The sequence below is a fragment of the Cereibacter sphaeroides 2.4.1 genome (genome assembly GCF_000012905.2).
GTDB classification, from domain to species: domain Bacteria; phylum Pseudomonadota; class Alphaproteobacteria; order Rhodobacterales; family Rhodobacteraceae; genus Cereibacter_A; species Cereibacter_A sphaeroides.
Genome location: NC_007493.2, coordinates 87,151 through 102,386 on the forward strand (window position 1 = coordinate 87,151; position 15,236 = coordinate 102,386).

At 70.4% G+C, this 15,236-nt stretch carries 16 protein-coding genes, 1 tRNA gene and 1 pseudogene; 8 read left to right on the top strand and 10 right to left on the bottom strand.

The window, feature by feature from the left end:
* Positions 1-80: 80 nt before the first annotated feature.
* On the bottom strand, positions 81-623 hold the full coding sequence (locus RSP_RS00400) for an ATP-binding protein (RefSeq protein ID WP_011336789.1): 543 nt from the start codon (positions 621-623) through the stop codon (positions 81-83).
* The gene (locus RSP_RS00405; RefSeq protein WP_017140031.1) at positions 613-936 is read right to left on the bottom strand and encodes an STAS domain-containing protein; all 324 of its coding nucleotides are present in this window, start codon (positions 934-936) and stop codon (positions 613-615) included. The genes RSP_RS00400 and RSP_RS00405 overlap by 11 nt, the downstream gene beginning before the upstream one ends.
* 117 nt (positions 937-1,053) lie before the next feature.
* On the opposite strand from RSP_RS00405, the gene RSP_RS00410 reads away from it, so the two are divergent.
* Both RSP_RS00410 and RSP_RS00415 read left to right on the top strand, forming a co-directional pair.
* Positions 1,054-1,506, top strand: a complete 453-nt coding sequence (locus tag RSP_RS00410) for a GAF domain-containing protein (RefSeq protein ID WP_011336791.1) — start codon at positions 1,054-1,056, stop codon at positions 1,504-1,506.
* Between the two features lie 12 nt (positions 1,507-1,518).
* Positions 1,519-1,896 (top strand): annotated as a pseudogene (locus tag RSP_RS00415) (GFA family protein); the annotation flags it as partial.
* A gap of 15 nt (positions 1,897-1,911) precedes the next feature.
* Here RSP_RS00415 and RSP_RS00420 read toward each other — a convergent pair.
* Positions 1,912-2,172, bottom strand: coding sequence for a hypothetical protein (locus tag RSP_RS00420; RefSeq protein WP_011336793.1), 261 nt, complete (start codon positions 2,170-2,172; stop codon positions 1,912-1,914).
* A gap of 83 nt (positions 2,173-2,255) precedes the next feature.
* Here RSP_RS00420 and RSP_RS00425 point away from each other — a divergent pair, with 83 nt between their 5' ends.
* Complete coding sequence (locus RSP_RS00425; RefSeq protein WP_002722188.1) at positions 2,256-2,903, top strand: RluA family pseudouridine synthase; 648 nt, start codon at positions 2,256-2,258, stop codon at positions 2,901-2,903.
* Here the strand turns inward: RSP_RS00425 and RSP_RS00430 are convergent.
* The 6 genes from RSP_RS00430 to RSP_RS00455 form a co-directional block, all read right to left on the bottom strand.
* Positions 2,879-3,634 carry a metallophosphoesterase family protein gene (locus RSP_RS00430; RefSeq protein WP_011336794.1) on the bottom strand — a complete coding sequence of 252 codons (756 nt, stop codon included), beginning with the start codon at positions 3,632-3,634 and terminating at the stop codon, positions 2,879-2,881. The genes RSP_RS00425 and RSP_RS00430 overlap by 25 nt on opposite strands.
* Positions 3,631-5,091: an aldehyde dehydrogenase family protein gene (locus RSP_RS00435; RefSeq protein ID WP_011336795.1), complete on the bottom strand. Its 1,461-nt coding sequence runs from the start codon at positions 5,089-5,091 to the stop codon at positions 3,631-3,633. The genes RSP_RS00430 and RSP_RS00435 overlap by 4 nt, the downstream gene beginning before the upstream one ends.
* Before the next feature lie 461 nt (positions 5,092-5,552).
* Positions 5,553-5,628: transfer RNA gene (locus RSP_RS00440), tRNA-Thr, on the bottom strand.
* A 166-nt stretch (positions 5,629-5,794) separates the two neighbouring features.
* Positions 5,795-7,243: a heme biosynthesis protein HemY gene (locus RSP_RS00445; RefSeq protein ID WP_011336796.1), complete on the bottom strand. Its 1,449-nt coding sequence runs from the start codon at positions 7,241-7,243 to the stop codon at positions 5,795-5,797.
* A gap of 10 nt (positions 7,244-7,253) precedes the next feature.
* On the bottom strand, positions 7,254-8,555 hold the full coding sequence (locus RSP_RS00450; protein ID WP_011336797.1) for a COG4223 family protein: 1,302 nt from the start codon (positions 8,553-8,555) through the stop codon (positions 7,254-7,256).
* A gap of 67 nt (positions 8,556-8,622) precedes the next feature.
* The gene (locus RSP_RS00455; RefSeq protein ID WP_011336798.1) at positions 8,623-9,366 is read right to left on the bottom strand and encodes a uroporphyrinogen-III synthase; all 744 of its coding nucleotides are present in this window, start codon (positions 9,364-9,366) and stop codon (positions 8,623-8,625) included.
* Between the two features lie 72 nt (positions 9,367-9,438).
* Between RSP_RS00455 and tsaD the strand changes: the two genes are divergently transcribed.
* The 5 genes from tsaD (at position 9,439) to trpB (ending at position 13,649) form a co-directional block, all read left to right on the top strand.
* A complete protein-coding gene (tsaD, locus tag RSP_RS00460) occupies positions 9,439-10,533 on the top strand; it encodes a tRNA (adenosine(37)-N6)-threonylcarbamoyltransferase complex transferase subunit TsaD (protein ID WP_011336799.1) in 1,095 nt (364 codons plus the stop codon).
* Positions 10,530-11,447 carry an NAD(P)H-dependent glycerol-3-phosphate dehydrogenase gene (locus tag RSP_RS00465; protein WP_011336800.1) on the top strand — a complete coding sequence of 306 codons (918 nt, stop codon included), beginning with the start codon at positions 10,530-10,532 and terminating at the stop codon, positions 11,445-11,447. The genes tsaD and RSP_RS00465 overlap by 4 nt, the downstream gene beginning before the upstream one ends.
* A gap of 3 nt (positions 11,448-11,450) precedes the next feature.
* Positions 11,451-11,723, top strand: coding sequence for a YciI family protein (locus RSP_RS00470; protein ID WP_009562580.1), 273 nt, complete (start codon positions 11,451-11,453; stop codon positions 11,721-11,723).
* The gene (locus RSP_RS00475) at positions 11,723-12,136 is read left to right on the top strand and encodes an EVE domain-containing protein (RefSeq protein ID WP_011336801.1); all 414 of its coding nucleotides are present in this window, start codon (positions 11,723-11,725) and stop codon (positions 12,134-12,136) included. The genes RSP_RS00470 and RSP_RS00475 overlap by 1 nt, the downstream gene beginning before the upstream one ends.
* A gap of 307 nt (positions 12,137-12,443) precedes the next feature.
* Positions 12,444-13,649, top strand: a complete 1,206-nt coding sequence (gene trpB, locus RSP_RS00485; RefSeq protein WP_002722206.1) for a tryptophan synthase subunit beta — start codon at positions 12,444-12,446, stop codon at positions 13,647-13,649.
* Between the two features lie 158 nt (positions 13,650-13,807).
* Here the strand turns inward: trpB and ahcY are convergent, their stop codons facing one another.
* Positions 13,808-15,199 (bottom strand): adenosylhomocysteinase, encoded by a 1,392-nt coding sequence (gene ahcY, locus RSP_RS00490; protein WP_002722208.1) that lies wholly within the window; start codon positions 15,197-15,199, stop codon positions 13,808-13,810.
* Between the last annotated feature and the right edge of the window lie 37 nt (positions 15,200-15,236).

The following is a 15,236-nucleotide window of genomic DNA, read 5'->3' on the forward strand; positions in this document are numbered from 1 at the left end:
GCGTGCGACACATTTTCCAAGGGAGGAACCTCGGCGCCGGAACCGGGTGGGGGACACGGCCCCGCCGCCGAGGGAAGCGGTCAACCGCTACAGGCCCGACCTTCACAGTCGCCTGGGGCGGATTCGCAGCCGGATTCGGGCGAAATTGCGGTTCTCGGGCAGCGGCATGGCTCTGGCGCCGCGAGGCAGGTGCGGGCGACACGGAAGCTCAGGCGGTTGACCCCGTCCTCGTGGCAGTAGCGGAGTTCCTCGGCCAGCGCCCGGATCAGCATCCAGCCGAAGCCGCCCTCGCGCAGCGACAGGACCGGGCAGGGCAGGCCGGGCCGCGCTTCGGGCCCCGCCCCCGGCATCGGTCGCCCGCGGTCGGCCACCTCGCAGGAAAGCTGCCCGCGCCTGAGGTCGAGGGCCACCTCGACCGGCCCCGAGCGACCCGCATAGGCATATTCGGTGCAGTTGTTCAGGACCTCGGCCAGCAGGATCTGCGCCGCATCCCGCGTTTCCGAGGGTAGGGCGCGCAGCGGCGGACAATCCGCGAGCTCGGCCAGGGCCGCGCGCACGGCGAGGGGACGGCTGTCGAGGCGGAGGCCATAGGAGGCGGAGGCCGGGTCTCCCTCAGAGGGCATCGCTCACCCGCTCGTGGATCGTGAAGACCCGGTCCATCCGCGTGAGCCGGAATACCTTGCGCACGACGGGGCCCAGAGCCGCGAGCTCGAGCCTGCGGTCGGGGCCGAGCAGTTTCATCACGGCCACCACCGCGCCGAGCCCGCTGCTGTCGAGAAAGGTCACGCACGACAGATCGAGCAGCACCCGAGAGGCGGGCGTATCGACCAACTCGCGCATCCGGTCCTTGAACTCGATGGCCGCCGCAGCGTCGATCCGCTCTTCCTGCACGCGCACCACCAGCAGGTCACCCCGCACTTCCGTCTCTAGATCCATGGGCTGCTCCCCTGTCCGCGGCATAGGCTAGGGCGCCTTCGTTGACATCCGGTAAGCGGCTGCCTTCCGTTCCGCTGCCCGTGCTTCTAATCTGCAGCTTTGGCACCCGGAGGCTCCATGGATTACGACCAGCTCGACCAGACGATCGAGGCGCTCTGCCACGGCGAGCAGGACACGGTGGCGCTGATGGCCACGGTCGCCTGCGAGATCCACCATGCCCATCCGCTGTCGGACTGGACCGGCTTCTACCGCGTCACCGGGCCGGAGCTTCTGAAGATCGGACCCTATCAGGGCGCGCACGGCTGCCTCGTCATTCCCTTCTCCCGCGGGGTCTGCGGCGCAGCGGCGCGGACAGGCCGGATCCAGCTCGTGCCGGACGTCGAGGCCTTCCCCGATCACATCGCCTGCTCCTCGACCACGCGCTCCGAGATCGTGCTGCCGGTCCGCAACGGCGAGGGGTGGCTGCTGGGCGTGCTCGATCTCGACAGCAACACGCCCGCGGCCTTCACCGAGGAGGATGCCGCGCGTCTTCAGGCGCTGCTCGACCGCACCTTCCGCGACGCGGTCTGATGCGGGGAGGGCTGCCTCTGCGGCGCCGTGGCCTTCGAGGCAAACCGAGAGATGCCGCCCGTCGTGCCCTGCCATTGCACCCAGTGCCGGAAATGGTCCGGCCACTTCTGGGCGGCAACCTCGGTCGCCATGGCCGATTTCCGGCTGGTCCGCGACGAGGGCCTACGCTGGTTCCGCGCCTCGGACACAGCAAGTCGCGGCTTCTGCGCCCTTTGCGGCTCGAGCCTTTCCTGGAAGCCCGACGGCCGCGACCGCATGAGCTTTTCGCCCGGAGCGGTCGACGGGCCGACGGGTCTCGCGACGGGCCATCACATCTTCATGGACGAGGCGGGCGACTATTGCCGCGTGAGTGACGGCACGCCGCACTATCCCGGAGACGACGAGGCCTGAGCCCGCCGTCGCCTCTCACTCCGAGACGAACTTGTTGAACCGGCTCTGCCCGCCATCCTTCGTCTTTTCCTGATGCAGGAAGGACAGTTTGTTCTCGTCGAAGATCCGGAAGAACTCGTCCCAGTCGATCCGGGTCAGGCTGTCCTCGGGCTCGCCGAAGTCGATGCGCAGGATGCCGCCCTTTCCGCCGGTCTCGACCTTGGCGGGGTGGCCGTCGCGGGCCTCGGCCCATTTGCGGATCTTGTCGTGGTCGCGGGTGGTGGTGGCTTCGGTCATGGTGGTCTCCCGATGGACTTCGGGCAAGGAAGCCCGGGCCGAGGGCGATTGTTCCCGTGCGCGGCCTCGGCTATGGGGCAGGGATGACCGATCTCTATGCCCCGCCGGATGTTCCCCTCTCGCTGATCCATCACGATGCGCAGATCGTGGTGGTGGACAAGCCTGCGGGCCTTCTGTCGGTGCCGGGCAAGGGCGAGGACAAGGCCGACTGCCTGATCGAGCGGCTGAGGGGCGTCTTCCCCGAGATTCTGCTGGTGCATCGGCTCGACCGCGACACGTCGGGGGTCATGGTCTTCGCGCTGACCAAGGCCGCGCAGGGCGCGCTCGGCCAGCAGTTCGAGAAGCGGCAGACGAAGAAGATCTATGTGGCGCGCGTCGCGGGCCGGCTCGAGCCGCGCGAGGGGCGGGTGGACCTGCCGCTCTGCGTCGACTGGCCGAACCGGCCGAAGCAGCATGTGGATCCCGAGAACGGCCGCCCGGCGCAGACCGATTGGCGCGTCGTGAAATACCTGCCGAAGGAGACGCGGGTGCGGCTGATGCCGGTCACGGGCCGCAGCCACCAGCTCCGGGTGCATATGGCCGAGACGGGGCACCCGATTCTCGGCGATGCGCTCTATGCCGAGGGGGCGGCGCGCGACTTCCCGCGGCTCATGCTCCATGCCGAGAGCCTGCGGGTGCGCCACCCCGACACGGGCAAGAGCCTTACCTACAGCGCGCCCTGTCCCTTCTGAGCGGGCAGCCAGCCGGTGGCCAGCACGCTTTCCCAGTCGGGCCGGCCGTAGCGGCCGGCGAGGCGGGCGGCCCGGTCGTGGTCGTAGGGGATCTGGCGGAAGGTCACGCGCCAGTCCCCGCCCTTGCTGTCGAGGATCGCGTAGCAGGCGGCCGGCGTGCCGGACTCGACCCGGTGCGGCACCGGCGCGTCATCCTCGTAGCCCGGGCAGCCGACCGAGCCCGGATTGACCACGAGCCGCCCGTCGGGCAGCCGCACCGACCGCGCGAGATGGGTATGGCCGCAAAGGATCAGCCGCTCGGTTATGCCGTCCGCGAAGCGCGAAATGCGCTCGAGCGGGCTCGGCGCCACATGGCCCTCGGGCGTGACGTGATGCAGCCAGTAGATCAGGTCCGAGCCCGGCGTCGCATGGCAGAGGAAGGCGCCGGCCTCGACCCGCGTCGCCGGAAGGGCCGCCAGCCAGTCCCGCTGCGCCGCCGAGAGCCGCGGCCGCGCGTCGGTCTCCCAGACGGTGCCGCCCTCCGGCTCCACCAGCCAGCGGTCATGGTTGCCCCGCACCGCAGGCCAGTTTGCCTCCATCAGCAGGTCCGCCGTCCGCTCGACCTCCAGCGGGCCGGAGAGGCAGTCGCCCAGATTGACCACGAGGTCGGGCGACTGAAGGGCGAGGTCCGCCCTCACCGCTTCCAGCGCATCGGCATTGCCGTGGATGTCGGCGAGGACGGCGAGCCTCATTCGGCGGCCAGCGCCTCGGCCTCGGGATCCCAGCCCGAGATGGCCTTGACCTCGAGGAATTCCTCGATGCCCCAGACGCCGCCCTCGCGCGCCCGGCCCGAGGCCTTGACGCCGCCGAACGGGGCGCCCGCGCCGCGCGACTTGCCGTTCATCTCGACCATGCCCGAGCGGAGGCGGCGGGCAAGGCGGTTGCGCCGCGCCCCGTCCTCGCTCTGGACATAGTTCGTCAGGCCGTAGGGCGTGTCGTTGGCGATCCGCACCGCCTCTTCCTCGGTCTCGAACGGCAGGATCGACAGGACCGGCCCGAAGATCTCCTCTCGCTCGATGGTCATGCCGGGGGTCACGTCGGCAAAGACGGTGGGCCGCACGAAGAAGCCGCGATTGAGCCCGTCGGGTCGGCCAAGGCCGCCCGCCACCAGCCGGGCGCCCTCGTCGATGCCCTTCTGGATGTAGGACTGGATCTGCTCGAACTGGCGCTTGTTCACCACCGGCCCGATATGGGGCCCTTCCTCATGCGCCGAGGCCACGCGGGTCTTCGCCGCCACCTCGGCCGCGATCTCGACGGCGCGATCATAGAGTGGCCGCTCGACCAGCATCCGGGTCGGGGCGTTGCAGCTCTGGCCCGAGTTGTTGAAACAGTGCTTCACGCCCCGCTCGACCGCGCGCTCGTCGGCATCGGCGAAGATCAGGTTCGCGCCCTTGCCGCCGAGCTCCAGCGTCACGCGCTTGAGCGACTCGGCCGCAGCCTTCGAGATCGCGCGGCCCGCGCGGGTCGAGCCGGTGAAGGAGATCATCTCGACATCCGGGTGCGAGGAGAGCTGCGTGCCCACGCCAGCGCCGTCGCCGTTCACGAGGTTGAAGACGCCCGCGGGCAGGCCTGCATCATGGACGAATTCGGCGAAGAGGAGCGAGGAGAGCGGCGCCTCCTCCGAGGGTTTCAGCACGCAGGTGCAGCCCGCGAGCAGCGCCGGGATGACCTTCAGCGTCACCTGATTCATCGGCCAGTTCCAGGGCGTGATGAGGCCCACCACGCCGATCGGCTCGAGCGCGATCCGGTCGTTCGGCGCATGCGGGCCGAGCGGGCGCACCCATTCGATCTCCTCGAAGGCCTTGAGGAAGTTCGTCAGGTGCCACGGCAGGCAGGGCGCCTGACTGTTCCGCGCAAGGTCGATGGGCGCCCCCATCTCGAGGCTGATCGCCTGCGCCATCTCTTCCTTGCGCGCCTCATATTGCGCGAGGATGCCCTTCACGAGGCGCAGCCGCTCGGCGGGCGGCGTGGCGGCCCAGCCCTCGAAGGCGGCTTTCGCCGCGGCCACCGCCGCATCCGTATCCGCCTGATCGCCGAGCGAGATCACCGCGCAGGCCTCTTCCGTCGACGGGTCGATGACCTCGCAGTCCCGCGCCTCGGCCGGAGCGGTCCAGCCCCCGTTGATGTAGAAGTCGCGTTTCTCGATCATGGCATCCTCCTTGAACCTTGCGGGGAAGGTGGCACCCCGCAGGCGCCTCGTCCAGCGCGATCCCGGCGGGTTGATCCGAAATGATCCCCGACAGAGATGTCTTTAGCGAGGAGGAGGCACGGAGACGGTGAGCGTGATCCTGCCCGCGGCCGAAGTCGCAGGAGGCAGGGACTCCCTGACCAGCGCGGAAAACCGGAGGCGCCACCGGGCCGCGCTCTGGGGCAGACGGCCTCTGCCGCGGCTCACGTCCTGCAGCGGGCCTCGGCCGGGGAGGTTTCCGCAGGGCGCGGACCATGCGAAGTCGGTCCGGGGGGGCGCAATCGGTGTCGTTCGAGGAGAGCGATCTTGCAGGTCAGCGCGCTTGGCGTCGCCATCCGCATGAGCCGATCGAAACGTGCGCCGGCAGAGGGAGGCTGCCGATGTCCGAGGTCTTGCGCTGAAAGATGCAGGGAGGGGAGAAGTGGTGCCGGTGAAGGGACTCGAACCCCCGACCCCATCATTACGAATGACGTGCTCTACCAGCTGAGCTACACCGGCACTTCTCGGACAGGACCGCGGGGCGGTCCGGTCGATCGCGGCTCCGGTCAAGAGGCTGGAGAGCCTTGCCTTTTCCGGGGATCCGGGCGCCCGGCGGCTGGTCCGCCTGCGCCCGATCCGGCGATGTTGCGGGGCTTCTAGCAAAGTCCCGCGGCGGTGGGTAGCCCTATTTTGTGCTGGGCTCAACCGCTTTTTCGTCGATCACATCCTCGTCCATGGGATCGGCCGGCCGCGCCGCGGGCGCGCCCACGATCAGCGGCAGAAGCTCGGTTCCCGTGGCGCTCGGCGTCGACTTCTGCGTGGGCTCGCGCCAGCTCAGCGTGTCGAAGCCGCCGCAGTTGTCGCAGATCGGCGCCCAGGTCGCATGGACCGTCTGGCAGTTGTCGCAGCACCATTGCGGGCCGCGCGGCGCCGTCAGCGCGCGCGCCAGCCAGCCGCGGACCACAGCCTCGTCCCCGCCCTCGCCGCGCTCGACCGCCGCCATGATGGTCAGCGCCCGCTGCGTCGGATGACGCGCCACGATGTCGCCCAGAGCACGCCGGGCACCCGGGAAATCCTCGGCCGCCAGCGACAGTTCGGCGATCAGCATCCGCGTCTCGTCGTGATCGGGATGGATCGCGGTCAGGGTGCGGAACCGCTTGAGCCGTTCGGCCGGCGTCTCGTCCGGCTCGATCTCGGCGAAGGCTGCCGCGAGATCGGGATGCGGCTCGGCCTCCCAGGCCTTCTTCAGAACGCGCGTGGCATATTTCTTGTTGCCCTGCGCGAGATAGCTGCGCGCCGCCATCGCCGCGGCCGGGATCAGGTCGGGCGACTGCTTGTTGGCGAGGATCGCCGCTTCGCGCGCCTCGATCGAGGCATTCTCGTCGAACACGTCCTTGGCGGTCTGCAGCGCCAGCACCGCATCGCGCCGCTTGTAGACCGCCTTCGGCAGCGCGCCCGACTTCATCTTGGCGGAGAGCGTGCTGCGCGCGCCCGACCAGTCGTGCAGATCGGCCTGCAGCTTCAGCAGGATGTCCTGCGTCTCGGAGTGCTTGGGGTTGATCTCGAAGGCCTTCTGCGCCAGCGCCAGCGCCGTATCGGTGTCGCCCTCGTCCAGCTTCTGCTTCAGCAGCCCCCGGACGCCCACGAAGCGGGTGCGCTCATCCTCGAGGAGCAGCTTGTAGGATTCCTGCGCCCGGCGCGAATCGCCCGCCTGCTGCGCGGCCTGCGCGTTCAGCAGCGTGGTCATCGCGTTCTGGCCGAGGTATTTCCGCGCCTTTGCCGCGCGGGACATGGCGGTGCGCGGCTCGCCCGCGGCCAGCGCCATCATCCCTTCCGAAAGCGCGCGCAGGCCCTTCTGCTCGCGCGAGCGGTCGAAGTAGCGCGAGACGGCGGTCTCGTCCCCGTTCAGGAAGCGCAGCACCGCGAAGAGGAAGCCCACGATCTTCAGGAACAGCCAGACCGCGAGGATCAGGAGCAACGCCGCGATCACCGCCTGCAGCGGCCCGAGGTTGAGCTCGAGATCGCCCACCGCCAGCCGCAGCGCGCCGCCGCTCTCCATGAGCTGCGAGGCGCCGAAGGTGAGCGCGACCACGAGGGCCACGAAAATCAGGATCTTGATCAAGGACCAAAGCATGGAACCGGCCTCACTTCCCTTCCGCGGCTGCGGCGAGAGCCGCGACGGCGTCGATTGCCTCAATGCGTTTGCGCACGGCGTCGGTCCAGCCGGCCATGGCCTGCTGCCCCTCGGGCGGCAGCGCCGCGACCTCGTCGAGCGCCTTCTGCAGGTCGCCCGCCCGGACGGCGGCCTCGGCCCGCGACAGGACGGCGTCGGGTCCGTCACCCGCCCGCGGCGCGAGCGAGCGCACACCGGCTTCGGAGAGCAGGAAGGCCTGCGCCCGCGAGGTCCAGCTGTCGCCCATGGTGGCGCGGCGCGAGACGGCCAGCGCCTCGCGGGCGGCGGCGGGGAACTCGTCCTCGAGCGTGTCGAGGGTCGGAATGCCGCCCTCGGCATGGGCGGAGAGCGCCTCGGGCACGGTCACGCCCTTGGCGGTCAGCTCGTCGAGCGGCGCGCGGTAGGTCTGACCCGCGTCGATGGCGGCCTGGACCTGCGCCAGCGCGGCGGCGGTCACGGCCGCCTGCGCCTGCGCCTCGGCCTCTGCCTTGAGGTCGGCCGCGGCCTTCTCGGCCTCGGCGATCCGCGCTTGAGCCTCGGCCTGCGCATCGCTGACGGCCGAGCCGGAGGCTTCGGCGATCTGGGTGCGGAGCGCCTCGATCTCGGCCATCAGCGCGCCCGTGTCGGCACCCGGGGCACCGCCCTCGGCGGGGGCCGTGGCCAGCTGCGCCTCGAGCTCGGCCACGCGCGCTTCGGCGGCGGCGGCGCGATCCTGGGCCGCGGTCAGCTCTTCGGCCGAGGGACCCGCTGCGGGGGCGGGTTCGGGGGCTGGCCGCTCGGACGCTGCGGCGAGCTCGGCGCGCAGCTGCTCGATCTCGCGCTGCTGGGCCGTCGACTGTGCGGTCTGGCCGTAGTTCGCAAGCGGCCAGTCCGGCTGGGCGTGGCGCGAATAGGCGAAGCCGCCGGCGGCGCCCGCGATGCCGCCAAGAAGCAGCAGGACGACGCCCGCGGGCCCGCCCGAGCTGCGTTGCGGCTCGGTCTTGCGGGGCGGCGGTGGCGGCGCTGCGGGCGCTTCTTCCGGCGGATCGAAGCGCTCGGGCTCCGTGGCGGGCGGCATTTCGGCCATGAGTTCCGCCTCGTCGGGCAGGGCGCGCTCGCTGTCGGGGCCTGCCGCGCTCAGCGGAGCGGGGTCCGCATCGACCGGGGCGGCCGGAGGCGCAGGTTCTCCCGCAGCCGCAGGCTCGACGGGTTCCGGCGTGGACAGGGTCTGGGGGTCGGGTGCATCACCGTCCCGTTTCTTCTCACCAGCTTCGCGGGACTCCGGTTCTGACATCGCCGTGCCTTCCAGTTTTTCAGGTGTTTTGTGACCGAAGTCACCCTAGCTGCTGCGGCGGGATGCCTCAAGCATCTGCCTCTGCGTCAAGTAGCGCCTTGACCGCCTGAAGGAGCGCCTCGGCATCGGGGCGGGCCGCCACCGAGAGCCGCGCGACGGGCAGGGCGGCCGCGGCCTCGGCCACGGCGGGGCTCATCGCCGCGACCCAGAGCGGGCCGGTGCCGCCGATGCGGGCCAGTTCCTGTGCGAGAAGCCGCGCGGTCCGGGGCGAGAAGAGCGGGGCGATCACCGGGGCGCCGTCCGTGAGGAGGGCCCGGGCCTCGGACGAGAGCGGCTGCGGGCGCTGGTCGTAGACCACGGCCTCGGCCGCGGTAAGTCCGGCCGCAGCGAGCCTTGGGGCCACCTCGCCCCGGCTCTCGGCCCCCCGCAGATGCAGGAGGGGGCCCGGCTCGTCTGCGGCGAGGATGGCCGCGATCAGCCGCTCGGCATCGCCCTCGGCCGAGTGCGCCGCAAGGCCCGCGGCCTCGGCGGCGCGTGCCGTGCGGTTGCCCACGCACCAGGCGCGGCGGACATCCGACAGTTCGGGCGCGGCGAGGCGCCGGTAGCCCTCGACCCCGGTTTCGGAGGTGAAGATCAGGGCGTCCGGCCGGAGCGGGATCGCGGGCACGAGAAAGGCCGGCACCATCAGCGGCGAGGTCACCAGCCGCACGGGCCCCAGCGCCTCGGCCGGCGCCGCGGCAAAGCGCGCGCCCTGCGCCTCGGGGCGGGTCAGAAGCACGGCCGGAACAAGGGGGCGGGATTGTGGGACCATGAGCAAGGTGTTACCTGCGGTCAGATCCGTCGGCAACGGCGCCCCCCGTCGCATGCAGCAGGTTGCATCCAGATGTCCCGTCCGCTCACCTTTCTCGGCATCGAGAGCAGCTGTGACGACACCGCGGCGGCCGTGGTGCGCGCGGAGGGCACGCGGGCGGAGATCCTCTCTTCGGTGGTGGACGGGCAGACGGCGCTGCATGCGGCCTTCGGCGGCGTGGTGCCCGAGATCGCGGCCCGTGCCCATGCCGAACGGCTGGACCTCTGCGTCGAACGCGCGCTGGAGGAGGCGGGCCTCGGACTGCGCGACCTCGACGGGATCGCGGTGACGGCGGGGCCGGGGCTGATCGGCGGCGTTCTGTCGGGCGTCATGCTGGCCAAGGGGCTTGCGGCGGGCACCGGCCTGCCGCTCGTGGGGGTGAACCATCTGGCGGGCCACGCGCTCACGCCGCGGCTGACGGACGGGCTCGCCTTCCCTTATCTCATGCTTCTGGTGTCGGGTGGGCATTGCCAGTTCCTGATCGCGCGTGGAGCGGAAGAGTTTTCGCGCCTCGGAGGTTCCATCGACGATGCGCCGGGCGAGGCTTTCGACAAGACGGCGAAGCTGCTGGGCCTGCCGCAGCCGGGCGGGCCTTCGGTCGAGGCCGAGGCGGCAGCGGGCGATCCGCGCCGCTTCGCCTTTCCACGGCCGATGCTCGACCGGCCGGGCTGCGACATGTCCTTCTCGGGGCTGAAGACCGCGCTTCTGCGGGCGCGCGACGGGCTCGTGGCCGAGAAGGGCGGGCTCACGCGGGCCGACCGGGCCGACCTCTGCGCGGGCTTTCAGGCCGCGGTGGTCGAGGTGCTGGCCGAAAAGACCCGCCGCGCGCTGGCGGTCTATGCGGCCGAGGGCGCGGCCGAGCCCGCGCTGGCCGTGGCGGGCGGGGTCGCGGCCAACGGGCCGATCCGGGCGGCGCTGACCCGCGTGGCCGAGGCGGCAGGCGTGCGCTTCCTCGCCCCGCCGCTCCGGCTCTGCACCGACAATGCGGCGATGATCGCCTGGGCCGGGATTGAGCGGTTCCGCGCCGGCGGCCGCGACGGGATGGAGCTGTCCGCCCGCCCGCGCTGGCCGCTCGACCGCAGCGCGCCGGCGCTGATCGGCTCGGGCAGGAAGGGGGCCAAGGCATGATCGGCATTCTGGGCGCAGGCGCCTTCGGCACGGCGCTGGCGGTGACGCTCGGACGCGAGCAGCCGGTGACGCTCTGGGCACGCGGCGGCACGCCCCGGCTCGCCGTCGATCTGCCGGAGCAGGTCCAGCTCACCGCCGATTTCGGCGAGGCGCTGGCCGGGACGGTGCTGCTGGCGGTGCCCATGCAGGCCCTCGGAGGGCTTTTGCGGGCCGAGGCCGCGCGGCTTCAGGGACGCGCGCTTGTCGCCTGCTGCAAGGGCGTCGACCTCGCCACCGGCCTCGGCCCGACGGGGCTCATTGCCGAGGCCTGTCCGGGCAGCCCCGCCGCCATCCTCACGGGCCCGAGCTTCGCGGCCGACATCGCCCGCGGGCTGCCAACGGCGCTAACGCTCGCCACCCAGGACGAGGCCGCAGGCGAGGCCCTGCAGCGCCAGCTGTCGACCGCGGCGCTGCGGCTCTACCGGACGACCGACACGGTGGGGGCCGAGCTCGGCGGGGCGCTGAAGAACGTGATCGCCATCGCCGCGGGCGTGGTGATCGGCGCGGGCCTCGGCCAGTCGGCGCGGGCCGCGCTGATGACGCGGGGCTATGCCGAGATGCAGCGGCTGGCGCTCGCGCTCGGCGCCCGGCCCGAGACGCTGGCCGGCCTTTCGGGCTTGGGCGATCTGGTCCTGACCTGCACCTCGGACCAGTCGCGGAACTTCCGCTACGGCCAGGCGCTCGGCGCGGGCGCGGCGTTCGATGGCAGCGTGACCGTCGAGGGCCGCGCGACGGCCCGCGCGGTGGTCGATCTCGCCGTCCGCCACGGGATCGACATGCCGATCGCCGCCATGGTCGATGCGCTCGTCGAGGGGCGCGTGACCCTGCCGCAGGCCATCCAGTCCCTTTTGTCCCGCCCCCTGAAACAGGAGTAGCCCATGCGCGTGGCCCTCATCTGCACCGACAAGGCCGGTGCGCTCCAGACCCGGCTCGACAATCGCTCGGCCCATCTGGCCTATATCGCCGAAACCGGCGTGGTCGAGATGGCGGGCCCGTTCCTGAGCCCCGAGGGGCAGATGACCGGCTCGCTCGTGGTGCTCGAGGTGGGATCGCTGGCCGAGGCCGAGGCCTGGGCCGCAGGCGATCCCTATGCGCAGGCCGGCCTCTTCGAGAGCGTCGCCATCTCCGAGTGGAAGAAGGTGGTGGGCTGATGGCCTGCTGGCTGTTCAAGTCCGAACCCGACGCCTGGTCCTGGGATCAGCAGGTGGCGAAGGGCGCCGAAGGCGAGGAATGGACGGGCGTGCGCAACTATCAGGCGCGCAATCACATGCGGGCGATGCAGCTCGGCGACCGCGGCTTCTTCTACCATTCCAACATCGGCAAGGAGGTGGTGGGGATCGTCGAGGTCTGCGGCCTCTCCGCGCCCGATTCCACCGCCGACGATCCGCGCTGGGACTGCGTGACGGTCCGCGCGGTCGAGCCGCTGCCGAAGCCCGTGACGCTCGAGGCGATCAAGGCCGAGCCGCGGCTGGCCGGGATGGTGCTCGTGACCAACTCCCGCCTCTCGGTCCAGCCGGTGAGCGAGGCGGAATGGCGCACGATCTGCGAGATGGGCGGTCTCTGAGGCGATCGGTAACGGAAATGGAGGATCCCACCCCAGCAGGGACCCTCCATCCACCCCACATGCGCCCACCCGGCCCTCATGTGTCCTGAACAGTCCCCGGGGCATCCTGCCCGCAAGGGACAAGCTAGCCCGACTCGCAGGCCGGGCGCAAAGGCCAAGCTCCAGGCATTCGACTCGAATGCCCCCGAGCGCGCCGCACCCCCATCCGCTCAAAAGGGATATTTCTCCCCCTGCGACCACGCCCGATCTGGCAGAGGCGCGCAGTGCAGGGGATAGTGCCGCGACAGTTCCAAGGAGGAGCGGCGGCATGAGCGCCTATCTGAAATCCCACCCGACCCACGACGGCTTCTTCGGCCCCTACGGAGGCGCCATGCTGCCGCCTCCGCTCGAGCCCCATTTCGCCGCCATCCGCGAGGCCTATGGCCGGATCTCGAAATCGGCCGATTTCATCGCCGAGCTGCGCTACATTCGCAAGCATTTCCAGGGCCGGCCCACGCCGGTCTCCCACCTGAAGAACCTCTCGGCGCTCTGCGGCGGCGCCCAGATCTATGCCAAGCGCGAGGATCTGAACCACACCGGCGCGCACAAGCTGAACCACTGCATGGCCGAGGGGCTGCTCGCCCGCTTCATGGGCAAGACCAAGCTGATGGCCGAGACCGGCGCGGGCCAGCACGGCGTGGCGCTGGCCACGGCCGCGGCCTATTTCGGCATGGAATGCGAGATCCACATGGGCGAGATCGACATCGCCAAGGAGGCGCCGAACGTCACGCGCATGAAGCTGCTGGGCGCCACGGTGGTGCCGGTGGGCTTCGGCGGCCGCTCGCTGAAGGAAGCGGTCGACAGCTGCTTCCAGAGCTACCTCGCCCAGGCCGATACGGCGCTCTTCGCCATCGGCTCGGTCGTGGGGCCGCATCCGTTCCCGATGATGGTGCGCGACTTCCAGCATGTGGTGGGGGTCGAGGCGCGCGAGCAGTTCCTCGAAATGACGGGCGAGCTGCCCGACATGGTGGCAGCCTGCGTGGGCGGCGGATCGAATGCGATGGGGATCTTCTCGGGCTTCCTCGACGACGAGGTGGCGCTCTACGGGATCGAGCCCTGCGGCACCTCCTCGAAGCTCGGCGACCATGCGGCGACGATCGCTTACGGCGAAGACGGCGACATCCACGGCTTCCGCACCATGGTGCTGAAGGATGCCGAGGGCAATCCGGCGCCGGTCCATACCGTGGCCTCCGGCCTCGACTACCCGGGCGTCGGCCCCGAACATGCCTTCCTGCACCGTTCCGGGCGCGTGACCTATACCGGCGCCGACGACCGCGAGGCGCTCGCGGCCTTCTTCGCCCTCTCGCGCCACGAGGGCATCATCCCCGCCCTCGAAAGCGCCCATGCCGTGGCCTTCGCCATGCGCGAGGCGAAGGCCCATCCGGGCAAGTCGATCCTCGTCAACCTCTCGGGGCGCGGCGACAAGGACATCGACTACGTCACCCAGACCTTCGGCTTCGGCGAGACCGCCTGACGCGGCGCCCGCTTTCACTCTGCCCAAATATCCCGCGGGGGAGTCCGGCCCCCCGGGGCCGGGCGGGGGGCGCGCAGCCCCCCCTCCTGCCGCCGCGCCGACCTCAGCAGAAAGGGCCGCCGGTTTCCCGACGGCCCCTTCCGAACCCGCGACCGCGGTCAGTAGCGGTAATGCTCGGCCTTGAACGGCCCCTCGACCTTCACGCCGATATAGTCGGCCTGCTCGGGGCGCAGCTCGGTCAGTTTCACGCCGATCTTCTTCAGATGCAGCCGCGCCACCTTCTCGTCGAGCGCCTTGGGCAGGATATAGACGCCCGGCTGGTAGTCCGCGCCCTTGGTCCAGAGCTCGATCTGCGCCAGCACCTGGTTGGTGAAGGAGGCCGACATCACGAAGGACGGGTGGCCGGTTGCATTGCCGAGATTCAGGAGCCGCCCCTCGGACAGCAGGATGATCCGGCTGCCCGAGGGCATCTCGATCATGTCCACCTGGTCCTTGATGTTGGTCCATTTGTGGTTCTTCAGCGCGGCGACCTGGATCTCATTGTCGAAATGGCCGATGTTGCCGACGATCGCCATGTCCTTCATCTCGCGCATGTGCTCGATGCGGATCACGTCGCGGTTGCCGGTGGTGGTGATGAAGATGTCGGCGTCCTGCACCACATCCTCGAGCACCACGACCTCGAACCCGTCCATGGCCGCCTGCAGCGCGCAGATCGGATCGACTTCGGTCACCTTCACGCGGGCGCCGGCGCCCCGCAGGCTGGCGGCCGAGCCCTTGCCCACGTCGCCATAGCCGCAGACCACGGCGACCTTGCCCGCCATCATCACGTCGGTCGCGCGGCGGATGCCGTCCACGAGCGATTCCTTGCAGCCGTACTTGTTGTCGAACTTCGACTTGGTGACGCTGTCGTTCACGTTGATCGCCGGGAAGGGCAGCAGGCCCTTCTTGTGCAGGTCGTAGAGGCGGTGGACGCCCGTGGTGGTCTCTTCCGAGACGCCCTTGATCGCGTCGCGCTGCTTCGTGAACCAGCCGGGCGTCTCGGCCATTCGCTTGCGGATCTGGTTGAAGAGGCAGACCTCCTCATCCGACTGCGGCACGGCGATGAGGTCGGTCTCGCCCGCCTCGACCCGCGCGCCGAGCAGGATGTAGAGCGTGGCGTCCCCGCCGTCGTCGAGGATCATGTTGCAGGTGCCGTCGGCGAACTGGAAGATCTTGTCGGTATAGGCCCAGTAGTCCTCGAGCGTCTCGCCCTTGATCGCGAAGACCGGAACGCCCGAGGCGGCGATGGCGGCCGCCGCATGGTCCTGGGTCGAGAAGATGTTGCACGAGGCCCAGCGGACATCGGCGCCGAGCGCCACCAGCGTCTCGATCAGCACCGCGGTCTGGACGGTCATGTGCAGCGAGCCCGCGATGCGCGCCCCCTTGAGGGGTTTGGAGGCGCCGAACTCCTCGCGCAGAGCCATCAGGCCCGGCATCTCGGTTTCGGCGATGTCCAGTTCCTTGCGCCCGAAGTCGGCGAGCGATAGATCCTTGACGATGAAATCGGCCATGGGCTTTCGGCTCCTGATCACTAAATCGGCCCTGCCT

Bases quoted from the DNA above. Each gene is read 5' to 3' on its own strand.
- RSP_RS00400 (WP_011336789.1), bottom strand. From the start codon at position 623: ATGCCCTCTGAGGGAGACCCGGCCTCCGCCTCCTATGGCCTCCGCCTC.
- RSP_RS00405 (WP_017140031.1), bottom strand. From the start codon at position 936: ATGGATCTAGAGACGGAAGTGCGGGGTGACCTGCTGGTGGTGCGCGTG.
- RSP_RS00410 (WP_011336791.1), top strand. From the start codon at position 1,054: ATGGATTACGACCAGCTCGACCAGACGATCGAGGCGCTCTGCCACGGC.
- RSP_RS00420 (WP_011336793.1), bottom strand. From the start codon at position 2,172: ATGACCGAAGCCACCACCACCCGCGACCACGACAAGATCCGCAAATGG.
- RSP_RS00425 (WP_002722188.1), top strand. From the start codon at position 2,256: ATGACCGATCTCTATGCCCCGCCGGATGTTCCCCTCTCGCTGATCCAT.
- RSP_RS00430 (WP_011336794.1), bottom strand. From the start codon at position 3,634: ATGAGGCTCGCCGTCCTCGCCGACATCCACGGCAATGCCGATGCGCTG.
- RSP_RS00435 (WP_011336795.1), bottom strand. From the start codon at position 5,091: ATGATCGAGAAACGCGACTTCTACATCAACGGGGGCTGGACCGCTCCG.
- RSP_RS00445 (WP_011336796.1), bottom strand. From the start codon at position 7,243: ATGCTTTGGTCCTTGATCAAGATCCTGATTTTCGTGGCCCTCGTGGTC.
- RSP_RS00450 (WP_011336797.1), bottom strand. From the start codon at position 8,555: ATGTCAGAACCGGAGTCCCGCGAAGCTGGTGAGAAGAAACGGGACGGT.
- RSP_RS00455 (WP_011336798.1), bottom strand. From the start codon at position 9,366: ATGGTCCCACAATCCCGCCCCCTTGTTCCGGCCGTGCTTCTGACCCGC.
- tsaD (WP_011336799.1), top strand. From the start codon at position 9,439: ATGTCCCGTCCGCTCACCTTTCTCGGCATCGAGAGCAGCTGTGACGAC.
- RSP_RS00465 (WP_011336800.1), top strand. From the start codon at position 10,530: ATGATCGGCATTCTGGGCGCAGGCGCCTTCGGCACGGCGCTGGCGGTG.
- RSP_RS00470 (WP_009562580.1), top strand. From the start codon at position 11,451: ATGCGCGTGGCCCTCATCTGCACCGACAAGGCCGGTGCGCTCCAGACC.
- RSP_RS00475 (WP_011336801.1), top strand. From the start codon at position 11,723: ATGGCCTGCTGGCTGTTCAAGTCCGAACCCGACGCCTGGTCCTGGGAT.
- trpB (WP_002722206.1), top strand. From the start codon at position 12,444: ATGAGCGCCTATCTGAAATCCCACCCGACCCACGACGGCTTCTTCGGC.
- ahcY (WP_002722208.1), bottom strand. From the start codon at position 15,199: ATGGCCGATTTCATCGTCAAGGATCTATCGCTCGCCGACTTCGGGCGC.